Annotated in this window: 20 protein-coding genes and 1 pseudogene; 7 read left to right on the plus strand and 14 right to left on the minus strand. The window is 54.2% G+C overall.

Translation table 11 applies throughout. The features are described 5' to 3' along the window. Positions 1–81 precede the first annotated feature (81 nt). The 9 genes from mmuM to FDX19_RS24190 form a co-directional block, all read right to left on the minus strand. On the minus strand, positions 82–1014 hold the full coding sequence (mmuM, locus tag FDX19_RS24150) for a homocysteine S-methyltransferase (protein WP_137384679.1): 933 nt from the start codon (positions 1012–1014) through the stop codon (positions 82–84). Next, positions 1001–2404, minus strand: coding sequence for an S-methylmethionine permease (mmuP, locus tag FDX19_RS24155; protein WP_137384680.1), 1404 nt, complete (start codon positions 2402–2404; stop codon positions 1001–1003). The genes mmuM and mmuP overlap by 14 nt, the downstream gene beginning before the upstream one ends. Before the next feature lie 273 nt (positions 2405–2677). Then, a complete protein-coding gene (mhpT, locus tag FDX19_RS24160; protein WP_137384681.1) occupies positions 2678–3892 on the minus strand; it encodes a 3-(3-hydroxy-phenyl)propionate transporter MhpT in 1215 nt (404 codons plus the stop codon). 68 nt (positions 3893–3960) lie between these two features. Beyond that, a complete protein-coding gene (gene mhpE / locus FDX19_RS24165) occupies positions 3961–4974 on the minus strand; it encodes a 4-hydroxy-2-oxovalerate aldolase (RefSeq protein ID WP_137384682.1) in 1014 nt (337 codons plus the stop codon). After that, positions 4971–5921 carry an acetaldehyde dehydrogenase gene (gene mhpF, locus FDX19_RS24170; RefSeq protein WP_137384683.1) on the minus strand — a complete coding sequence of 317 codons (951 nt, stop codon included), beginning with the start codon at positions 5919–5921 and terminating at the stop codon, positions 4971–4973. The genes mhpE and mhpF overlap by 4 nt, the downstream gene beginning before the upstream one ends. After that, positions 5918–6727, minus strand: a complete 810-nt coding sequence (mhpD, locus tag FDX19_RS24175) for a 2-keto-4-pentenoate hydratase (protein WP_137384684.1) — start codon at positions 6725–6727, stop codon at positions 5918–5920. The genes mhpF and mhpD overlap by 4 nt, the downstream gene beginning before the upstream one ends. A gap of 9 nt (positions 6728–6736) precedes the next feature. Continuing rightward, positions 6737–7603, minus strand: coding sequence for a 2-hydroxy-6-oxonona-2,4-dienedioate hydrolase (gene mhpC / locus FDX19_RS24180; protein WP_137384710.1), 867 nt, complete (start codon positions 7601–7603; stop codon positions 6737–6739). Between the two features lie 28 nt (positions 7604–7631). Then, positions 7632–8576 carry a 2,3-dihydroxyphenylpropionate/2,3-dihydroxicinnamic acid 1,2-dioxygenase gene (gene mhpB, locus FDX19_RS24185; RefSeq protein WP_137384685.1) on the minus strand — a complete coding sequence of 315 codons (945 nt, stop codon included), beginning with the start codon at positions 8574–8576 and terminating at the stop codon, positions 7632–7634. 1 nt (position 8577) lies between these two features. After that, positions 8578–10242, minus strand: a complete 1665-nt coding sequence (locus FDX19_RS24190; RefSeq protein WP_137384686.1) for a bifunctional 3-(3-hydroxy-phenyl)propionate/3-hydroxycinnamic acid hydroxylase — start codon at positions 10240–10242, stop codon at positions 8578–8580. A 191-nt stretch (positions 10243–10433) separates the two neighbouring features. Here FDX19_RS24190 and FDX19_RS24195 point away from each other — a divergent pair, with 191 nt between their 5' ends. The 3 genes from FDX19_RS24195 to catA all read left to right on the plus strand — a co-directional run bounded on the left by FDX19_RS24195 (position 10434) and on the right by catA (position 12519). After that, positions 10434–11246 carry a DNA-binding transcriptional regulator gene (locus FDX19_RS24195; RefSeq protein ID WP_137384687.1) on the plus strand — a complete coding sequence of 271 codons (813 nt, stop codon included), beginning with the start codon at positions 10434–10436 and terminating at the stop codon, positions 11244–11246. A 135-nt stretch (positions 11247–11381) separates the two neighbouring features. Further along, on the plus strand, positions 11382–11693 hold the full coding sequence (locus FDX19_RS24200; protein WP_137384688.1) for a putative quinol monooxygenase: 312 nt from the start codon (positions 11382–11384) through the stop codon (positions 11691–11693). A 148-nt stretch (positions 11694–11841) separates the two neighbouring features. Beyond that, positions 11842–12519 (plus strand): type A chloramphenicol O-acetyltransferase, encoded by a 678-nt coding sequence (catA, locus tag FDX19_RS24205; RefSeq protein WP_137384689.1) that lies wholly within the window; start codon positions 11842–11844, stop codon positions 12517–12519. Positions 12520–12644: 125 nt separating this feature from the next. Here catA and FDX19_RS24210 read toward each other — a convergent pair whose 3' ends face one another. The 4 genes from FDX19_RS24210 to FDX19_RS24225 form a co-directional block, all read right to left on the minus strand. Next, positions 12645–13097 carry an acyltransferase gene (locus FDX19_RS24210; RefSeq protein WP_137384690.1) on the minus strand — a complete coding sequence of 151 codons (453 nt, stop codon included), beginning with the start codon at positions 13095–13097 and terminating at the stop codon, positions 12645–12647. A gap of 235 nt (positions 13098–13332) precedes the next feature. Then, a complete protein-coding gene (locus FDX19_RS24215) occupies positions 13333–14049 on the minus strand; it encodes a YebC/PmpR family DNA-binding transcriptional regulator (protein ID WP_137384691.1) in 717 nt (238 codons plus the stop codon). A gap of 432 nt (positions 14050–14481) precedes the next feature. Then, positions 14482–14958, minus strand: coding sequence for a cold-shock protein (locus FDX19_RS24220; protein ID WP_048212495.1), 477 nt, complete (start codon positions 14956–14958; stop codon positions 14482–14484). Positions 14959–15044: 86 nt separating this feature from the next. After that, the gene (locus FDX19_RS24225) at positions 15045–15290 is read right to left on the minus strand and encodes a YmjA family protein (protein WP_121584263.1); all 246 of its coding nucleotides are present in this window, start codon (positions 15288–15290) and stop codon (positions 15045–15047) included. 485 nt (positions 15291–15775) lie between these two features. Here FDX19_RS24225 and FDX19_RS24230 point away from each other — a divergent pair, with 485 nt between their 5' ends. Both FDX19_RS24230 and FDX19_RS24235 read left to right on the plus strand, forming a co-directional pair. Continuing rightward, positions 15776–16552, plus strand: coding sequence for an MBL fold metallo-hydrolase (locus FDX19_RS24230; protein ID WP_137384692.1), 777 nt, complete (start codon positions 15776–15778; stop codon positions 16550–16552). Positions 16553–16570: 18 nt separating this feature from the next. After that, the gene (locus FDX19_RS24235; protein ID WP_137384693.1) at positions 16571–17521 is read left to right on the plus strand and encodes a GlxA family transcriptional regulator; all 951 of its coding nucleotides are present in this window, start codon (positions 16571–16573) and stop codon (positions 17519–17521) included. On the opposite strand, the gene FDX19_RS24240 is transcribed toward FDX19_RS24235, so the two are convergent. Continuing rightward, on the minus strand, positions 17518–18168 hold the full coding sequence (locus tag FDX19_RS24240; RefSeq protein ID WP_137384694.1) for a class I SAM-dependent methyltransferase: 651 nt from the start codon (positions 18166–18168) through the stop codon (positions 17518–17520). The genes FDX19_RS24235 and FDX19_RS24240 overlap by 4 nt on opposite strands. A gap of 125 nt (positions 18169–18293) precedes the next feature. Between FDX19_RS24240 and FDX19_RS24245 the strand changes: the two genes are divergently transcribed. Both FDX19_RS24245 and FDX19_RS24250 read left to right on the plus strand, forming a co-directional pair. Continuing rightward, positions 18294–19388 (plus strand): LacI family DNA-binding transcriptional regulator, encoded by a 1095-nt coding sequence (locus FDX19_RS24245; protein ID WP_137384711.1) that lies wholly within the window; start codon positions 18294–18296, stop codon positions 19386–19388. Between the two features lie 106 nt (positions 19389–19494). After that, positions 19495–20727: pseudogene (locus tag FDX19_RS24250) on the plus strand (sugar-binding domain-containing protein); the annotation flags it as partial. Between the last annotated feature and the right edge of the window lie 23 nt (positions 20728–20750).

Consider the following 20750-nt stretch of genomic DNA (forward strand, 5'->3'; position numbering starts at 1 on the left):
GCTAAGGCGCTTGTGCCGCCATCCAGCAATGCCTGATGCGCTTATCAGGCCTACAGTAAACGATGTAGACTCGATAAACGCTCAGCTTCGCGCTTTTAGCGCGGCGATATCCGCAGGCGTAGTGCGACAGCACCCACCAATCAACCGGGCGCCAGCGGCCTGCCACTGCGGTAGATAATCCGCCAGCTGCGCGCAATGCTCACCGTGATGATGCCAGGTTTTGCTTACCGCATCATACTGCTCGCCGGAATTGGGATACACCACCAGCGGAAGCGCCGTTAAGCCATGCAGATGCTGCAACGCAGCGGTGGTGTTTTCCAGCGCAATGCAGTTAATGCCTAACGCCACCACCTGCGGATATTGCGCAAGGAAAGCGACCACGTCGCGCAGCGGCGTACCGTCGCTCAGATGTGCGCTATCACGCAGGGTAAACGAGAACCATGCCCGCGCACGCGGATACGCGGTCAACAACTCAGCCAGCGCGCGAATTTCGGCAAAATTTGGCAGGGTTTCACAGGCCAGCAGATCGGCCCCGGCATCCAGCAACGCTTCAACACGCGGACGATGAAACGCCTGTAACGCTTCAATGCTTAACGCGTAATCGCCACGGTACTCAGAGCCATCGGCCAGGTACGCGCCGTAAGGTCCGACGGAACCCGCCACCAGTAACGTCCCGGCCTGCGGATTTTCCGCCAGATACGCCTCACGCGCTTTACGCGCCAGCTCCACGCTTTTGCCAATCAGCGCTTTCGACTGCGCCTCATCCAGGCCGAGCGCGGCAAAACCCGCGGGTGTTGCCTGATAGCTGGCGGTGATTGCGCACTGCGCCCCTGCCCGGAAGTAATCCAGGTGAACTTCGCGGATAAGCGCCGGGTTTTCTACCAGCACTTTGGCTGACCACAGGCTGTCGGCTAAGTTACACCCTCGCGCTTCCAGCTCCGTCGCCATCGCGCCATCCAGCAACAGGACATCCTGTTTCTCAAGGAGAGCGCGTAACGGATTATTCTGCGACATGTTCTGGCTCCTGTTTTGCGTTACGGGGTTGAGTAAGGAAATAAGCACCATAGCACAACGCAACAAACGGTAACCCGCACCACAACGCAATTCTCTGCGCGGGATCGAATGCCAGCCCTATACAGGCCACCAGGCACAGCACAAAACCCAGTACCGGCACCAGCGGATACCACGGGGCGCGATAATGCAATTCACTCAATGCGTTACCCTGCTGCAGATGGCGGCGGCGAAACACAAAATGTGAGGCGCAGATACTCAGCCACACCGCCACTACCGCAAATCCGGAAATAGCCGACAATGCGACAAACACCGTATCCGGGGCCACGACGCTGGAAAACAGCGCCAGCACACCGCCGAGCATACTGACCGACAGCGCCGTCAGCGGCACACCGTTTTTCGTTACTCGCGCAAAACAGGCAGGCAGCGTACGTTCATTCGACAGCGACCACAGCATGCGCCCGGAGGCATACAGCCCGGAGTTCGCCGCAGAAAGAATGGCGGTCAGGATCACGAAGTTAAAAATATCAGCGGCGTACGGAATGCCCACCTTCTCGAATACCAGCACAAACGGGCTCTTCTCCACGCCCGCCTGCTGCATCGGGATCAGCGCCGCCAGTACAAACACAGTGCCGATAAAGAAAATAATCAACCGGGCGATGGTGGTACGAATCGCCACCGGGATCACCTTGCGCGGATTTTCCGTTTCGCCGGCGGCAATACCGATAAGCTCGGTCCCCGAAAAGGCAAAGTTCACCGCGACCATGGTCATCAGGATCGGCAGGCCGCCGTGCGGGAACCAGCCTTCCGCCGTGATGTTGCTCAGCCCCGGCGCGGGTGAACCATCCTGCATCGGGATAAAGCCGAAAATAGCCGCTCCGCCGAGGAGAATAAACGCGATGATGGTGATCACTTTCACCAGCGAAAACCAGAACTCCCCTTCGGCAAAAAAGCGTGTAGAGATAACGTTGAGGGCAAAAATAATCGCGCAGAACACCACACACCAGACCCATACCGGCACCTGAGGAAACCAGTACTGCATACAGAATCCGGCAGCGGTAAAGCTCGAACCCAGCGCCACAGTCCAGGTCAGCCAGTAGAGCCAGGCGACGGTATACCCCGTCGCCGGTCCGAGGTAGCGCGCAGCATAGACGTGAAACGCCCCGGTTTCCGGCATCGCGACCGACAACTCGCCCAGGCACTGCATCACCAGCCAGACCACCAGCGCACCTATCAGATAAGCCAGCAGCGTTCCCGCCGCCCCCGTGGTCGAGATGATGTACCCGGTATTGAAGAATAACCCTGTGCCAATCACGCCGCCTAAGGAGAGCATAATCAGGTGACGTGTTTTCATCGTGCGCTTCAGTGGCGCATTTTGTTGTGTTGTTTGCATATAACCTTCTAAACGTATGGACATCTAAACATCCAAAGAAGGTTTGTTATACCGTGTTTGTTGACAGAATGCAAAGTCAACCCTGCACCAGATGCAGATGCCCGCGTCGGGCGCTCAACACTGGATGAGGGTTAATAATGAGATATAAAAAGGGCCGCCAGCTCATAACGCCTCCGTTGCCAGACTGTATGTAAACTCTGGCAACAGAGCCGCCGACTTGCGTTCACCCGGAAGTAGGAAGCGAGTGTTCCCGTTCATGCAACCGGATGACCCTCAGGAACCGCTGGCCTGGACCGTCATCTGCGATTTACGGCTCATCAGGATAAATACCGCCAGACCGGCCAGCAGAATGCCCGGCGCAGAAGCCGCCATCACCCCCACCGTTCCGGTGCCCAGCGCCAGCATTTTCCCCGCCAGCAGCGGGCCGCTCATTGCGCCCAAACGCCCAACCGCCACCGCAGTGCCTACGCCGGTGGCGCGGATTGACGTGTTATAAAACAGAGGCGCCAGCGCATACAGCACGCTTTGTCCGCCGGTAGCAAACATGCCCGCGACAAAGCCGGCCATCAGCATGCCGCTCCATGACGAAACCGTCCCCAACGCCAGCAACGAGGCCAGCATCCCGGTGTAAATCAGTAATGACATCACCACCGGGCGCAGCTTATCCATCAACGCCCCAAGGATTAACGTGCCGCTGGCTGCACCGATTTGCAGGGCAAACATCACGCCTGCCGCCTGCGATGGGCGAAAGCCCTGCTCGACCAGCAGCATCGGCAGCCAGTTGATCAGCATGTATACCACCAGCAGGGTGAAGAAATAGCACAGCCACAGCAGCAACGTGGCGGTCGCGGTCGCGGGTGCGAACAGCGCGCGCAGCGGCGCGGCATCCACCTGTGTTTGCTGGGTATAAACCTGCGATTCCGGCAGCCAGTGCATCAACAGCGGCACCAGCAGCAGCGGGATCACGCCTCCCACCCAGAATACCGTTTGCCAGGCGGACGCCAGACCGCTAAACCCGAGCGCCGCCGCCAACGCCGCGCCAATTGGCACACCGCAGTACATCAGGCTCACCGCCGTACCACGAAAACGCGGGCCCGCGGCTTCGGAGGTTAAGGCAATCAGGTTCGGCAATGCGGCTCCCAGTCCGACGCCGGTCATCAGGCGGGCGATGACTAACGTTGAAAAGTCCCACGACAGCGCCGTTGCCAGGGAGAACAGGCCAAACAGCGCCACGGAGCCAATGAGAATGCGCTTGCGCCCATAGCGGTCGGCCAGCATGCCGCCCACCAACGCGCCGGGCAGCAATCCCAAAATCCCGGCGCTGAAGATCCAGCCCATTTGCATTTTATCCAACGCAAAGGCTTGAGCGATACCAACGGCAGCGATACCGGCGGCCTGTAGATCCAGCCCTTCCATCAGGGCGACTAAAAAGCAAAGCCCGACAGTCAGCGTCAGGCGCGAAGAGGAGGCGGGGGTACGGGTCGTCATAAGATGTCCCTCAGAGTTCACGATGCAGGTGAATCGCGGCTGGTACATTGCCAGCCGCGTAATCATTTTTATTTGCTGTTGCGCAGGTCCAGCGCCACATCAACGATCATATCTTCCTGGCCGCCGACCATTCGGCGTTTGCCCAGTTCAACCAAAATATCGACCGCGCTCAAACCGTAACGCGCTGCCGCCACTTCGCAATGGCGCAGGAAGCTGGAGTACACCCCGGCATAGCCCAGCGCCAGTGTTTCACGATCCACCCGCACCGGGCGATCCTGCAGCGGGCGCACCAGATCGTCGGCGGCGTCCATCAACGCATACAGATCGGTGCCGTGCTGCCAGCCAAGCTTATCCGCTGCGGCAATAAACACCTCCAGCGGCGCATTGCCTGCACCTGCGCCCATCCCCGCGAGGCTGGCGTCGATACGGTCACAGCCCTCTTCCACCGCGGCAATTGAGTTCGCCACGCCGAGGCTCAGGTTATGGTGGGCGTGCATCCCGGTTTCCGTTTCCGGTTTCAGTACGGCTTTCAGTGCGCGGAAGCGGTCGCGGATATCGCTCATATTCATTGCGCCGCCGGAATCAACCACATAAATACAGGTCGCGCCGTAGTTTTCCATCAACTTCGCCTGCTGCGCCAGGTTCTCTGGCGTGGTCATGTGGCTCATCATCAGAAAACCGACGGTATCCATCCCCAGCTCGCGCGCATACTGAATATGCTGGGCCGACACGTCTGCTTCGGTACAGTGGGTCGCCACGCGCACGACCCGCGCACCGGCCTGATACGCATTTTTCAGATCGTGAATGGTGCCGATACCCGGCAGTAACAACGTGGCGATTTTGGCGTGTTTCACCACCTCCGCCGCCGCTTCAATCCACTCCAGATCGCTGTGCGCACCAAAGCCATAGTTAAAGCTGGAGCCCTGTAAACCGTCACCGTGTGCCACTTCAATGGAATCGACTCGCGCATCGTCCAGCGCTTTAGCAATCTGGCGCACGTTATCCAGTGAATACTGGTGACGAATGGCGTGCATGCCATCGCGCAGGGTCACGTCAGAGATATAGAGTTTCTTACCGTTCATGCTGCTTCTCCTGCCTGACGAGTGAGTGACTGCGCCATCTTCTCTGCGGTCGCCAGCGCACTGGAGGTCATAATATCGAGGTTGCCGGCGTAGGCTGGCAGGTAATGCGCCGCACCTTCCACTTCCAGATAGACCGCGGTTTTCAGTCCGGAGAACTGGCCGATACCCGGCAGATTCACTGGTTTATCCTGCGGGATGACGTCAAACTGCACGCGTTGCTTCAGACGATAGCCCGGCACATACGCCTGTACCGCCGCCGCCATTTCATTAATCGACGCCTCAATTTCCACCTGCGAGGCCGCTTCACTCAGCACATACACCGTATCGCGCATCATTAGCGGCGGCTCGGCAGGATTAAGCACAATAATGGCTTTACCTTTTTCCGCGCCACCCACAACTTCAATCGCCTTCGACGTGGTTTCAGTAAACTCATCAATATTGGCGCGGGTGCCCGGCCCCGCCGACTTACTGGCAATTGAAGCAATAATCTCGGCGTAATAGACACGTGCCACACGAGACACCGCCGCCACCATTGGGATAGTCGCCTGCCCGCCGCAGGTCACCATATTGACGTTCTGCCGATCAACGTTGGCTTCCAGATTCACCACCGGTACGCAGTATGGGCCAATGGCCGCGGGGGTGAGATCGATCAGGCGAATGCCTGGTTTCACCGCCCGTAAGGCGGCATCGTTTTTCACGTGCGCCCCCGCGCTGGTGGCATCAAAGACGATGTCAATATCGGCAAACTCCGGCATCGCTATCAGCCCCATCACCCCTTCGTGCGTGGTGGCGACGCCCATGCGCCGGGCGCGTGCCAGACCATCGGACTCAGGGTCGATACCGACCATCACCGCCATCTCCAGATGCGTGCCGTGACGCAGAATTTTAATCATCAAATCGGTGCCGATGTTGCCGGAGCCGATAATGGCGACTTTACGCTTACTCATGACTGACTTCCTTTTGTAGCCGCCGCAGAAAAGGTGGCGGCAACTGAACCAATACCGTCGATATGGGCTTCAAAACGATCGCCCGCATTCACCGCCACCATCGGACCTAACGCCCCGGTGAGAATGATGTCTCCGGCACGCAACGGCTCGCCGAGGCTGGCCATTTTGCGCGCCAGCCAGACAGCGGCGTTGATCGGATGCCCCAGACATTCGCTGCCGCGTCCGCTGGAGACTTCTTCGTTATTACGCGTCATTGTCATCGCGCAGTTTTTCAGATCTAATCCCGCCGGACGTTGCGCCGGACCACCGACCACATACACGCCGCAGGAGGCGTTATCCGCCACGGTATCGACAAACTGAATTGACCAGTCGCGAATACGGCTACCGACCACTTCCAGCGCCGGTAATACCCACTCAATGGCGTTGACCAGCTCATCAAAGGTGGTGTCGGCATCAGGCAAATCGCGGTTCAGTACCAGCGCAATTTCGGCTTCAATACGCGGTTGCAGCACGCGGGAAAACGGGATAGTTTCGTTATCGCCGTAGCACATGTCGGCAAACAGTGTGCCGAAGTCCGGTTGATCGACGCCTAGCTGTTGCTGCACTTTCGGGTGCGTCAGCCCCACTTTACGTCCGACCACACGACGCCCACGCGCCACGTCGTACTGCACGTTGATGTGCTGAATAGCGTAAGCCGCCTCGGCGTTGTCCATGCCAATCAGCTCACGCAACGGGGCGATGGCTTCCCCTTTTTCTTCAGCCTGACGTAAATCGGCGGCTAACTGTTCAAGATTAAGATTCGTCATGTCCGTTCCTTAAGGGCGTGCGAGGAAGTTCAGCACCAACTGATTAAAGGCTTCCGCATGTTCCCACTGCGCCCAGTGCCCGCAATCGCGGTAAATGTGCAGCTCAGAGCCAGCAATGCCGGAAAGCAGACGCAGGCCCGCATCCATCGGCACAAAGCGGTCGTTGCGCCCCCAGACGATCAGGGTCTGAGCTTTGATTTCCGCCAGACGTGGACCGAAATCCGGGAATTGTTTCGGGTTAGCTTCCAGACTCTGGACAAAATTTTCCAGGTGATCGCGGCGCGACAGCATGTTGTTCAGACGCGCCTCAAACAGCGCTTCAGTCAAATCACTGGTATCGAAAACGAAGATTTCCATCATCAGTTTCAGGTTTTCGATGGTCGGTTCGCGATACAGCTGATTCAGGCGCTTGATTCCTTCAGTTGGCATCGGGGTAAACAGGCTCATGCCGCCCGTCCCGCCGCCCATCAGCACCAGTTTGCCCACGCGTTCCGGCCAGCTCAGGGTAAATGCCACTGAGCTGTGGCCCCCCATCGAGTTACCCAGCAGGTGAATTTTCTGAATATCCAGTTGATCAACCACACTTTTCAGGATGCGGGCATTGAGATCGGATCGCGACCCACGGTTAACGATCCCATCGCTTTTTCCCCAGCCAGGACAATCCAGCAGGATCACCCGGTAACCCGCCTCCACCAGCGGATCGATATTGCGGCTGAAGTTCGCCCAGCCCGTCGCGCCCGGACCAGAGCCATGCAGCAGCACAACAGTCTCTTCGCCCTGCCCACAGTCATTGAAATGCACGCGTAGGGTTTCGCCTGCTTCCTTCACCTCCAGAAAACGGCTGGTGGCGGCTTCGGTTTGCGGTTGATAAGTCATCATGTTCTCCTGCATATTCAGTTCTGTTTCAGTTCTGTGTAGTGGCACTCAGGGAGCCAAACCCGGCGATCCACTCCGGGATCGGGCGGTAATAACGGCCTTCACTGCGCCAGTTGCCAAAGGCAGAAATGGCGGCGAAGGCGGCAACCCAGGTTTTAACTTCGTGTGTTGATTTACCCGCCATCGCGGACAACTCTTCATTACTGACCGTATCCAGCTCCTGCAAACGCCCCTGCTCAAGCAGGGTCATAAAGCGGTTATCCCAGACGGGATTAAGCGGGTGTAGCGTGTTTTGATCGACCACGAACTTCTCGGCGGCGCTGATCACCCGCTGCTGGCGCAGTTCTCGCTCGTTTTCGGGTAGCTGTTTGCCGCTGCCGAGCAGACGGTCACGCATATGCGCGTCAGCCTTTGCCAGCTCCGGTACCGGCGGCTGATGCGACAGGCCGCCGGAGCCTAAAAACAGCACGCGCTTATTCAGCGAACTGGCGAAAAGACCAATCGCTTCGCCGAGCATGCGGGTACGCTGGAAGCCCGGTAGCGGCGTGGCGACACCATTAATAAACACCGGCAACACCGGCACCTTATCCAGGCCGCCGAGCAGAAACTCCAGCGGCTGCGCGAAGCCGTGATCGACCTGCATGTTGTAGGAAACGGCGAGATCGATACCGCTTTTCATCACCGCGTAGGCGCAAGCTTCTGCGAGATCTGTCGGCACCGGCAGTTCCCCCGCCGCGCTGCCGAAATCACCAATCGCCGTGGCACCTACGCCTAAACAGAACGGTGGCATCACGTCGTAGAAAAAACCGTTGTAATGATCGGGGGCAAACAACACCACCAGTTCAGGATCGAACGCCGTAATGCGTGCGCGTGCGCTGGCGATCACGCCGTTGACTTCATCGAGCACAGCCTGCGCCGGGTCGACATAGCCCACCAGCGGTGAGTGGGAAAGACAGTGAAGATAAGCGTGCATATCAGGCTACCTTTTCAACAAGAAGATCGGCATTGACGCGAGTCAGCGTCATCACCGACGCCAGTTTATTCAGGGTATTGCCCAGGGTTTGCGGAATGGCAACGGCAGCAACAAAGCGATCCGGGCGCATCACAACCAGCGCGGCGTTATGCTGAGCAAACCACGCACGCAAACGGTTCTGCGTATCACCAATGCGGATAACGCCGTCATGGTTATCCTGATCGGTGGCAATCTGCGTATCCGGCACCACCTGAATAAACCGAGTGCCCAGCGCCTGCCACTGCTGGGTCTGTGCCTCGCTCATGCCCCACAGCGGATTACAGCCCCAGCCAATGACCGCGAAATTCGCCCCGATAACGTTGTCGAGCAGCGTCACCTCGCCCGTTTCCCGCGTCACCTTCGGCTGGATGAACATTTTGCCGACCGGTGACGTTTTCGCCTCGCCTTCACGTACCAGCGCCCCGACGTGATACTGCGGCATCGGTTTAAAGCGCATTTCGAGGAAGTAGCGTTTGACTGGCGGAAGGTAGTTCAACAACCAGGAGACTCCGTCGCGCACCGCGCCGTGCCAGCGTTTCGGCGGAGCCAGCACGTTGCCTGCGGTAACGGACAAATCAATCATCGCTTTGGCGTGGTCACGGCGTTCCTGCTGGTAGGTATCCAGCAGCGCATCACCGGCTTTACCCTCGATCACCAACGCCAGTTTCCACGCCAGGTTGAAGGCATCACGCATACCGCTGTTGTAACCCTGCCCCTGCCAGACCGGCATAATGTGCGCCGCGTCGCCTGCCAGCAGTACGCGGTCAATGCGAAAACGTTCGGCCAGACGGGCGTTATGGGTATATACGCGTTGGCGGATCAGTTCGACGTTATCCGGGTTCGGCAGCACTTTGCTCAACAGCTGACGCATATTCTGCGGCTCACTCAGTTGCGCTTCGGTTTCCCCCGGCATCACCATAAATTCAAAGCGACGCACCGCATGAGGCAGAGCGGCAGAGACATACGGACGCACCGGATCGCAGCACAGATAGACATGCGGTGTGCTGAGCGGATCGTTGGCGATATCCACCACAATCCATTGATTTGGCGCGGTTTTACCTTCAAACGGCACATTCAACGAACGTCTGACATTGCTGCCGCCGCCATCGCAGGCCACCAGCCACTGCGCCTTCACCGTTTCGCGCTGACCGTCTGGCGTTTTCAGATTCAGCGTCACTTCGCCGTTTTGTTGGCTGAAGGCTTCCAGTTCGCGGGAGAACAGGCAGCGCACATTGGGAAAACGCGACAGCCCTTCCAGCATCACCGCGTCCACTTGTGGCTGAATGAATGCGTTGCGGCGCGACCAGCCAAATTCATCGGTCATCGGCTGGATATCGGCAAAGCAGCGGCCTTTCGGCGTAAGAAAGCGCATCGCGTGCCACGGCGTGGTATGCGGCAGAACGTTTTCGACCAGGCCAACGGATTGCATGGTGCGCAGCGCTTCATCGTCAATGCCGATGGCACGGGGATAGTCGATCAGTTTATCGAGTTTCTCCACCACCAGTACCTCAATGCCCATCTGGCCAAGGTAGTTGGCCATCATCAGTCCTACCGGGCCGGCACCAGCAATCGCCACCTGCACGGTGTGCTGTACAGCAGGCTGGATATCCGGGTTTATCGTTGTCATTTCAGAACCTCACTACTCGGACAAAACGCAATTGCAGACCCTGGCGAGGCGCAATTCATTTTGTTAAAAAGATGTAAATAATTTTTTATTGTGCGGTCAGTATAGGAGTGAGTTTTTGCGCTACAATCAAAACATGCCTGGATGTGCACTAAGTACACAACGTTGTTTTACCTGTAGATTTGTCAATAAATATGAAAAGTGATGACGGTACCGAATACAAAACCGTACGCGGATTAACGCGCGGATTAATGTTATTAAATATGTTAAACCGACTCGACGGTGGGGCCAGCGTTGGCCTGCTGGCTGAGCTGAGCGGCCTGCACCGCACTACGGTCAGGCGACTACTGGAAACGTTGCAGGATGAGGGTTACGTCCGGCGCAGCCTTTCCGATGACAGCTTTCGTTTAACCATTAAAGTCCGCCAGCTCAGTGAGGGATTTCGTGACGAGCAGTGGATTTCTGCGCTTGCCGCCCCGCTGTTGGGGGATTTGCTGCGCGAGGTCATCTGGCCGACCGACGTTTCCACCCTGGATGTGGATGCCATGGTGGTACGTGAAACCACCCACCGCTTCAGCCGCTTATCGTTTCACCGCGCGATGGTAGGACGTCGCTTACCGCTATTAAAAACCGCCTCCGGTCTGACCTGGCTGGCATTTTGCCCGGAGAATGAACGTCAGGAACTGATCGAAATGCTGGCCTCACGACCCGGAGAAGAATTCCAGTTGGCGCGTGAGCCGCTGAAGCTCAATGCCATCCTGACCCGCGCGCGGAAAGACGGCTTTGGCCAGAACTATCGCGGCTGGGATCAGGAGGAAAAAATCGCCTCCATCGCCGTCCCCATTCGCAGTGAACAGCGGGTGATCGGCTGTCTGAACCTGGTGTATATGGCCAGCGCGATGACCATCGAACAGGCTGCGGAAAAACATCTTCCGGCCTTACAAAAGGTGGCGCAACAGATAGAGGATGGCGTCGAGTCGCAGGAGATTTTGGTTGCCGGGAGGTGAGGTGGATCACAGTTATACGCATCATCTGATTGATAGCTGGAATGATTCATTCATCAGCCGATATCACGCGGTGCCATCTTGCTTAAATGATATCTTCATTGCAGAGTGTGCATTCATTTTCTGCCAGGAGGCGACATGTTAAAGGTCATTGCTGAAGATTTTATAAAACCTGAATATATTGAAACCGTTCTCCCTTTGTATCGTGAACTCATATCCGCCACGAAGAAAGAACCGCTCTGTCTTGCTTATGACCTCTATATTGATGAAAAAGATCCCGGGCATTTTATTTTTATAGAAGAATGGCCAAACCACGCGGCGCTCGATGAACATTGTGCGAGTGAGCACTTCAGACGACTTGTGCCATTAATCGATCAATACACGCGCAAAGAAGCACGTTACATATTGATGAATGATATCGTAAATCCAGGGGCGCAAAGTCTCTTGTAAAGAGGCTTTAATCGTTCCTCCTGTATAAGGATACGCTACTCTCACACATGCGTTCGCCGGTAACATGCTTCGGGACATGCAGCTTGATTAAGTCACGGAAAGACTTAGGCTAAAATATGGTATTTGATTGCAAATCAAAGGATAAAAAGTGGAAAAAACGACTCCAGAATATACGATTGTTGACTTATCTCGTTGGGCAAGGAAAGAGCATTTTGAGGTATTTCAGTCTTTTGCTCAAAGTACCATTAACCAGACGGTTCTGTTAGACATTACCGCGGTACTAAAACATATAAAAGAAGTTGGCTGGAAATTTTACCCTACGATGATTTCCCTCCTTGCTAACGTTGTCAACAAGCATACTGAATTCCGTATGGCCATAAAGAACAATGAGCTTGTCATATGGAATGAAGTTCATCCCAGCTATACCATTTTCCATAATGAAACTGAGACTTTTTCATCATTATGGAGCCGCTACGATGGCAATATTCATCACTTCCAAAACACTTATTCAGAAGACGTTGCACGCTATTGTCATAATCTTTCTTATTGGCCAAAGGGAGAGTCTCCGGAAAATGTATTTTTCGTATCGGCTATTCCTTGGGTCAGTTTTACCAGTTTTAATATCAACATTGCGAACATGCAGAACTTTTTTGCCCCCATGTTCACACTTGGAAAATACTATGAACAAGATGGGAAAGTAGTGTTACCTCTCGCCGTTCAGGTACATCACTCCGTGTGCGATGGCTTCCATTTAGCAAGACTAATCAATGAACTACAGGAAATGAGCCATGGCCTACGGCACCGTTCAGAGGAACGCAACGTCTGATGCAGCAGACGTTTCTTTAGATGGCATGAGCAGCAAGAATAGTCGCCGTGTCTGCGAACAAGAGGGATCGACATGAACGGTCTGGGAAGAACATAAATTGGGGTTCGCGATGGCAAAAGTAATACTTAGAGCTTTCGCAACAGTCTGGCCGGATTGCCAGCATACACGCCTTTAACCAGCACGGGCTTTGTCACCACACTACCGGCACCAATGACCGCACCACTGCAAATTTCCGTTGTTAAAATTGTGGCTCCACTACCCACCGTTACTGCATTGCCTAATACAATATTAATCCAGCTTTTTGCAGAAGCATCAGGACTTCCGCTCTTGAAAAGATCGTTAGCAAAGGTCACGCCATGCCCTATAAAGCAGTCTTCGCCTAAGGTAACGTTCTCACAGATGAAAGTATGGGACTGCACTTTAGTTCTGTCGCCTATGACGCATCCCTTTTGTATCTCAACAAATGGTCCGACAAACACATCATGGCCCAGCTCGCATTCATAAAGATTTACAGGCATGACTACTTTGACATTTTTACCTTGTTTTACGTCACGAATACCACTTTCAATAATATTCATACCAGCACTGTCCTTACTCAAGATAATACGACTCAGTATTGAAACCTGAATTTGCAGGCGCTCCTTTTCCATCTATTATCAGATAGCTAAGGTTTTGAATTTCAATTAACACGTTTCTTTTAGCGATAGTACTTTTATCTGTTTTTATAATCAACACATCTTATCAGACATGTTGATTATAACGGAATTACAATTTATAAAATCTGCCATAATGACAGATTTCTTTATTTTATAATTAGAGATTTGCAACGTTATGATATACTTTTTGAACATCATCATCATCTTCAAGGGCATCAACAAGTCCTTCAAAGATTTCTAAATCTTCTGGTGAAAGTTCAATTTCTGATTGAGCTATCATTTCTAATTCTGTGGTTGAGAATTCAGTAATTCCCGCCGCTTTGAGGGCTGCAATTCCTTTATGAAGGTCTGTAGATTCAGTATAAATAATGATATTGCCTTCTTCTTCGGTGACATCACGAACATCAACTTCAGCTTCAAGCAAAATTTCAAAGATATGGTCAGGGTCAGTGCCTTTAAATACGATCACACCAGTATTGTCAAACATGTAGCTGACAGAACCTGCCGCGCCGATATTCCCGCCTTTTTTATTGAAGATTGAGCGGATATTAGCAATCGTGCGGTTAACGTTTGAAGTCAGGGTTTCAGCGATAATCATGGAACCACTTGGGCCAAAGCCTTCATAACGCCCTTGCATGAACGTTTCGTCGCCGCCACCTTTGGCTTTATCAATAGCTTTATCAATAACGTGCTTTGGAACCTGGGCTTGTTTCGCACGTTCAATAACGAATTTTAAAGCTGTGTTTAATTCTGGGTCTGGTTCACCTTGTTTAGCCGCAGCATAGATTTCCACACCGAATTTGGAATATATTTTAGACGTTGCACCGTCTTTAGCCGTTTTTTTACCAACAATATTGGCCCATTTACGTCCCACTGGAATAGTCTCCTCGAAAATTTATTTACATGACAGGCAGCTTAATAAGCTGCCTGTTTTTCCCGCCATATTATATCATCATATGTAAATTCTCGTCTATGAGAAATAAAAACATCCAAATTTTACGGAGTGTTACTTTAATTTCATTAATAATTAACATTATGGATAAGTTACAACAAATCAGTCTTCTGATTCTTCTTTTTTTATTCTTAACACTGGAACCGCAGCAATAATAGATAAGACAAGAGAATCAAAAGTAATACCCCTGGCAAAGTCCCGCTTTCACTTTTTATATAAAACGTTCACATTTGCTTCTGACACAAAACAGCTTATGCGCCCGCATACCTACCCGGTCTGACGGAATGCAAAAAAAAACCGAAACCCTGCTTTTGAAAAGAGCAGCGTTTCGGCATTCATTCACTCTGAAGGACGTCAGACTTTCAGCAGTTTCACCGTCTCGTCGATGTCGATTTCATCTTCCGAGAAGATCAGCGTCGTGCCCTGGAAGGTTGTGATCGCCAGCTTTTTCAGCGTGCGCATTTCGCCTGGCTTCACATCTGATTTCGGTCGGATGCTGTTCATCAGCACGCCGACAGACAGCACCGCGTTTTCTTTGTCGATGCGGGTTTCAACCGGCACTTCTTCGCTGTACACCAGGTAAGACTTGATCGCCGTGAGCTTAAGGCGCTCGCCCGCGATATAGATGTACTTGCTGTCGGGTATGACTTTCACCGCATAGGCAGACAGGCCTTTGTTGTTGGTGGTGGGCTCAAAAGTCACCGCCGCGTCTTTCTTGATCAGCTCAGGATTAGCAACCTTAATCACATGAAAATAGCGGTTGTCGCCGTTTTCATCTTTGATAAATCCAAAGCCTTTATCTTTAAACCACGTTGTGATTGTTCCGTTCATTGCTGTTTCCGCCTGATTAAACCAAATACTCGTAGAGTATACCTACTCAATTTGCGCGCAGTGTAAAACACAGACCCCGTCTTTGGCTACTCGTTACCCCAGCGATTGAGAAACTCCGCGATATCATCAATACGCTGCGCGTCAACGCCAGCCACAGTTGCCATCTCCTGCTGCGCGTCTTCGCTGATCTCTTCGTTGTTCATCAAACGGGTGATCAGTTGCTGGAAGTAGTGCGCCAGCGCATCGCGTTCGGCATCGCTCACCGGCTTTGCGGCCTCGGTCGCGTACTCATCGGCGATATCATAATATTTTAGCGGAATGTCGTGGTTCATCAGGTGCTCCGGGGTAAATGCGTGTGCCAGCAGTTGCCTGCCGCGTCTGGGGTGAATGATAGCATTGTTATTTCATGGTTCGCGATCTGTTTTATTCACGGTAATACGTTGCATTTATCTATTATATTTTCCGAAACCACTTCGCATTTAATAAATCTGTCCATACTTGAGGGACTGTATTTTTACTCAGTTCGGTACAATAGTGGAGAATTAACGAGTGTTATAAAAAAGAAACCAAAACTTAGTTTAAATCAACTCTCTTTAATCGTTTTCCAGCGCATTAAATAATTCAGACGATAATTCAGTGATTAAACACAGCCAATAAAGATTCGTCCCGTAGGCCTGATAAACGCCCCACCATCTCCTACCGGCATCATTGCGTTGCAATTGGCCCAATCTCATCGTTAGTCGCCCATTTGCCCACATTCATCTTCTGGACAACACTCTACGATGACACCACTGACCCAACACGTAGAGCGCACACCATGAACATCACGCAAATCCGTAATGCCACACAGCACATCACCTTTGGTGGAATGACTTTTCTGGTCGATCCTATGCTAGCCGCGAAAGGCGCATATCCGGGTTTTGCCGGAACCGCACGTGCCGAAATTCGCAACCCAACCGTCGACCTGCCCATCGACATCGATACCCTGCTGAATGTCGATGCGCTGATCGTGACCCATCTGCATGAAGATCACTGGGACGAGGTTGCCGCTCGTGTCGTGCCGAAAGACAAACCAATTTATGTGCAAAATGACCATGATGCACACGTACTGCGGGAGCAGGGTTTCACACAACTCACCGTGCTGACGCAAAATACCGTGGTCGGCGCTATCACTCTGCGTAAAACCGGCGGCCAGCACGGCTCAGATCGCGCCTATGCCATTCCACAAATGGCAGAGCGCCTGGGTGATGCCTGTGGCGTTATCTTTATGCATCCGGCGGAAAAAACACTGTATCTGGTCGGGGACACCGTCTGGCGCGACGAGGTAGAAGCCAACATGCATACCTTCCAGCCAGGCGTGGTGGTTCTGAACGCGGGTTTTGCCCACGTCATCGGTTTTGGCCCAATTATCATGGGCGCGGAAGATGTGCTGAAAACCCACTTCACACTACCCGAAGCACAAATTGTGGCGACCCATATGGAGGCGATTAACCATTGCCTGTTGACCCGCGCGGCCCTGAAAGAGTACGCCCGCGACAACCAGATTGCGCAATGTGTCCACGTGCCGGAAGATGGGGAAACCCTGACATTTTAATCTCTACAAAGGAATCGTATGCAGCCGCTTAACGTCGCCATTGTTGCCGTGGAAGATTTCAGCCCGTTTCACTTCTCGGTGCCGTGCATCATTTTCAGTGACAAAATGGCGGCGAAAAAGCGCTTTGAGGTACAAATGTGCGGCGAAAAACCGGGCATCATCTCCTCGCAGGATGGTTTCTCCGTGACCGCAACCCACGGTTATGAAGCGGTGGAGACTGCCGACATCGTGGTGATCCCCTGGTGGGGCACCACCGCGCAGCGTCCACCGCAAAACCTGCTTGATGCGCTCAACCGTGCGCGACAAAACGGCGCGCAGATTGTCGGGCTGTGCCTGGGCGCGTTTGTCCTCGGCTATGCGGGGTTACTGGATGGTAGACGGGCAGCTACGCACTGGGAGTTCGAGCAGGATTTTCAGGCGCGCTTTCCGGCGGCCCAGCTGGATATCAACGCACTGTACGTGGATGACGACGGCATTATTACCTCGGCAGGTACCGCCGCCGCGCTGGATTGCTGTTTGTACGTGATCCGCCAGCGTTTTGGCAGCACGGTGGCGAATCAGATTGCCCGACGGATGATTGTGCCACCGCATCGTGAGGGCGGTCAGGCTCAGTTTATCGAACAGCCGGTCGCGAAAAATACCCAGGATCAACGCATCAACGCCCTGCTCGACTATTTGCGCCAGCATCTCCACGAGCCGCATAATCTCGACGTTCTGGCGCAGCGGGTGATGATGAGTCGTCGCACGCTAACCCGTCATTTTATGAAGGCCACCGGGTCAAGCGTGGCGGAATGGCTGATTACCGAGCGCCTGCGCCGCAGCCAAATCCTGCTGGAGTCCAGTCAGTTACCCGTTGAACGCATTGCCGAACAGGTGGGTTTTCTCTCCCCCGTCACCTGGCGGCAGCATTTTAAATCCCGCTTCGGCGTCAGTCCGGCTGAATGGCGTAAAACCTTTCGCGGCGACTAACCTCTTTTTTGCGCCAGCCAGATGGTGTGCCCGGTACAGAGCGGATCTTCCATCACCCTCTCAATCACCGTAAAGCCGTGCGCTGACAGCAATGCGTGGTACTCATCAGGCGCGAGGCTGGCGTGAAACAGCGGCTCGCCCTCAAATTGCCCCATGGCGATGCCGTTGCCCGTGCCGCTGGTGAACATCAGTGCGCTGCCGGGATGGCTGAGACGGTCAAAAATGGGGAACATCTTTTGCTGGTCCAACTGGGTTAAATGGAAAAAGCTGTCCCAGGCGATCAGACCATCAAAGGTTTCATCAAGCGTTAGCTCGCGCATATCCTGCTCCAGCCAGCGCTGCCCAGGAAAGGCGAGCCGGGCACGCGCCAGCATCGCCGCCGAGCCGTCAATCCCCGTTAGCTGTAAACCTTGCTGGATAAAATAACCGGCAATCGGTTGGCCGTTTCCGCAGCCGATATCCACAATGCTGCCCTTCCCGCCCATCACGGTGATGAACTTATCCAGCCAGCTTTTCTCGAACAGGGCGCGCGAGCGCTGACTGGCAAAAGCATCCGCATGACGCCGGTAGATAGAAAGAATGTTGTTTGCCGCAGCATCGCTCACGATGTCCTCACTTTTTTGCGGTTCTATCATTATGTTAAGCATAAAGGCTGTTGACCTGCCAGCGCCCAATTCATGTCCCTGGAATGCAACTCGCAGAACCCGACCACAAATAGCCAAAAATAGTCTGCGCTGTGGCATGATAGCGCGTGGACAACGTCATGATCAGGGTGAACAATGTGAAACCGGTAACGCTATACGATGTCGCAGACCATGCAGGCGTCTCTTACCAGACCGTCTCACGCGTCGTAAATCAGGCCAGCCACGTTTCCACAAAAACCCGGCAAAAAGTTGAGGCCGCGATGGCGGAGCTCAATTACATTCCTAACCGCGTCGCGCAGCAGCTGGCAGGCAAACAGACGCCGTTGATTGGTGTCGCCACATCGAATCTTGCTCTGCATGCCCCCTCGCAAATTGTGGCCGCCATAAAAAGCCGCGCCGACCAGTCCGGCGCCAGCGTGGTGATCGCCATGGTTGAGCGTAGTGGCGTTGAGGCGTGTAAAGCCGCGGTACACAACCTGCTTTCTCAACGCGTAACCGGGCTTATCATCAACTATCCGCTGGATGAAGAAGACGCCATGATGGTCGCCGCCAGCTGCGGTACGGTGCCCGTATTGTTTCTTGATGTCTCTGAGCAGGCACCGATTAATAGCGTCGTTTTCTCCCATGATGACGGCGCGCGACTCGGCGTTGAACATCTGATTCAACACGGCCATCAGCGCATTGCCCTGCTGGCCGGGCCGCACTCATCGGTCTCCGCCAGGTTAAGGCACTGCGGGTGGCATAAATATCTGGCTCACTATCAGCTTCGTCCCATTGCGGAACGTGAAGGTGACTGGAGCGCCATGTCCGGCTTTCATCAAACCATGCACATGCTTAACGACGGTATCGTTCCAACTGCCATGCTGGTCGCCAACGATCAAATGGCGCTGGGCGCAATGCGGGCAATCAGCGAGTCCGGCCTGCGAGTTGCAGCGGATATCTCCGTGATCGGCTACGACGACACCGAAGACAGCGCCTGCTACATCCCACCGTTGACCACCATCAGGCAGGATTTCCCCACGCTCGGACAGACCAGCGTCGACAGGCTGTTGCAGCTTACCCAGGGCATGTCCGCCCCCGGCAATCTGCTGCTGCCGGTCACGCTGGTCGAACGGAAAACCGTACTGCCGCCTGACACACAAACCGCCACGCCTCAGGTACTGGCGGAGTCGTTGATGCAACTGGCGCGTCAGGTCTCTCTACTGCCATCCGGCGAACGCTAATTACTGTGAGTCAGTTCACCCATTAACCCCGCCCGGCTTTACAGCGTCTCAGCGCACGCCTTATGTTTATTCAATTGTGAGCGAATAACAAACATGAGATACCGCTATGACTCTGAGCTCGGACTCACTCGCCGCCGTACTGGCGCGCCGTGACTGGGAAAACCCCGGCGTCACGCAGATAAACCGTCTGGAGGCACATCCCCCGTTTTGTAGCTGGCGCTGCGTGGATGATGCCCGTAACAACCGGCCTTCATCCCAACGGATTTCGTTAAACGGCGAGTGGCAGTTCGCCTGGTTTGCCGCACCAGAGGCCGTGCCAGAAAGCTGGCCTGAGCATGATTTACCGCAGGCCGATGCCCTCTGCGTGCCGTCTAACTGGCAGATGAGCGGCTATGATGCGCCAATCTACTCCAATATCACCTATCCATTCCCGGTTAATCCGCCCAGTGTTCCGACGCAGAATCCCACCGGGTGTTACTCGCTCACATTTCGTGTCGAAGACGCATGGTTAGATGAGGGTCAGACGCGCATTATTTTTGACGGCGTGAACTCCGCGTTTCATCTGTGGTGCAACGGTCGTTGGGTCGGCTACGGTCAGGATAGCCGCCTGCCGTCTGAATTTGATCTTCGCGATTATCTGTTACGTGGCGAAAATCGTCTGGCCGTGATGGTGCTGCGCTGGAGCGATGGCAGCTATCTGGAAGATCAGGACATGTGGCGCATGAGCGGCATCTTTCGCGACGTTTCTTTGCTGCATAAACCCATAACGCAGATCCGCGACCTACGCATCAACACCCGCTTTAATGATGATTTCAGCCGTGCGGTGCTGGAAGCGGAAGTCCGGATAGCAGGCGACGAGCGTGAAGATGTACGCGTAACCCTGCAATTGTGGAACGGCGAAACGTTGGTTGGCGAGCTCACCTCACCGCCCGGCAGCGAGATTGTTGATGAACGCGGCGCTTATCACGATCGCACTACGCTGCGCCTCAACGTTCAACACCCGGCGTTGTGGAGTGCCGAAACGCCTCATCTGTACCGCGCCGTGGTGCAGCTTCATACTGCTGACGGTACGCTGATGGAAGCCGAGGCCTGTGACGTCGGTTTCCGCGAGGTCCGCATCGAAAACGGCCTGCTGTTGCTGAATGGTCAACCGCTGCTGATTCGTGGTGCTAACCGCCACGAACATCACCCGCAAAACGGTCAGGTGATGGACGAAGCGACGATGGTGCAGGACATCATCCTGATGAAACAGAACAACTTTAACGCCGTGCGTTGCTCGCATTACCCAAACCACCCGCTATGGTACACCCTGTGCGACCGCTACGGCCTGTATGTGGTGTGAGTTCAACTGATGGACGCAAC

Origin of the sequence: Citrobacter sp. wls619 (genome assembly GCF_005281345.1) — a bacterium.
Classification (GTDB): Bacteria; Pseudomonadota; Gammaproteobacteria; order Enterobacterales; family Enterobacteriaceae; genus Citrobacter.

What these genes read in the sequence shown, in the direction of transcription:
- mmuM (WP_137384679.1), bottom strand. Translation starts at nt 1,014, where the DNA reads ATGTCGCAGAATAATCCGTTACGCGCTCTCCTTGAGAAACAGGATGTC.
- mmuP (WP_137384680.1), bottom strand. Translation starts at nt 2,404, where the DNA reads ATGCAAACAACACAACAAAATGCGCCACTGAAGCGCACGATGAAAACA.
- mhpT (WP_137384681.1), bottom strand. Translation starts at nt 3,892, where the DNA reads ATGACGACCCGTACCCCCGCCTCCTCTTCGCGCCTGACGCTGACTGTC.
- mhpE (WP_137384682.1), bottom strand. Translation starts at nt 4,974, where the DNA reads ATGAACGGTAAGAAACTCTATATCTCTGACGTGACCCTGCGCGATGGC.
- mhpF (WP_137384683.1), bottom strand. Translation starts at nt 5,921, where the DNA reads ATGAGTAAGCGTAAAGTCGCCATTATCGGCTCCGGCAACATCGGCACC.
- mhpD (WP_137384684.1), bottom strand. Translation starts at nt 6,727, where the DNA reads ATGACGAATCTTAATCTTGAACAGTTAGCCGCCGATTTACGTCAGGCT.
- mhpC (WP_137384710.1), bottom strand. Translation starts at nt 7,603, where the DNA reads ATGACTTATCAACCGCAAACCGAAGCCGCCACCAGCCGTTTTCTGGAG.
- mhpB (WP_137384685.1), bottom strand. Translation starts at nt 8,576, where the DNA reads ATGCACGCTTATCTTCACTGTCTTTCCCACTCACCGCTGGTGGGCTAT.
- FDX19_RS24190 (WP_137384686.1), bottom strand. Translation starts at nt 10,242, where the DNA reads ATGACAACGATAAACCCGGATATCCAGCCTGCTGTACAGCACACCGTG.
- FDX19_RS24195 (WP_137384687.1), top strand. Translation starts at nt 10,434, where the DNA reads ATGAAAAGTGATGACGGTACCGAATACAAAACCGTACGCGGATTAACG.
- FDX19_RS24200 (WP_137384688.1), top strand. Translation starts at nt 11,382, where the DNA reads ATGTTAAAGGTCATTGCTGAAGATTTTATAAAACCTGAATATATTGAA.
- FDX19_RS24210 (WP_137384690.1), bottom strand. Translation starts at nt 13,097, where the DNA reads ATGAATATTATTGAAAGTGGTATTCGTGACGTAAAACAAGGTAAAAAT.
- FDX19_RS24220 (WP_048212495.1), bottom strand. Translation starts at nt 14,958, where the DNA reads ATGAACGGAACAATCACAACGTGGTTTAAAGATAAAGGCTTTGGATTT.
- FDX19_RS24225 (WP_121584263.1), bottom strand. Translation starts at nt 15,290, where the DNA reads ATGAACCACGACATTCCGCTAAAATATTATGATATCGCCGATGAGTAC.
- FDX19_RS24230 (WP_137384692.1), top strand. Translation starts at nt 15,776, where the DNA reads ATGAACATCACGCAAATCCGTAATGCCACACAGCACATCACCTTTGGT.
- FDX19_RS24235 (WP_137384693.1), top strand. Translation starts at nt 16,571, where the DNA reads ATGCAGCCGCTTAACGTCGCCATTGTTGCCGTGGAAGATTTCAGCCCG.
- FDX19_RS24240 (WP_137384694.1), bottom strand. Translation starts at nt 18,168, where the DNA reads ATGCTTAACATAATGATAGAACCGCAAAAAAGTGAGGACATCGTGAGC.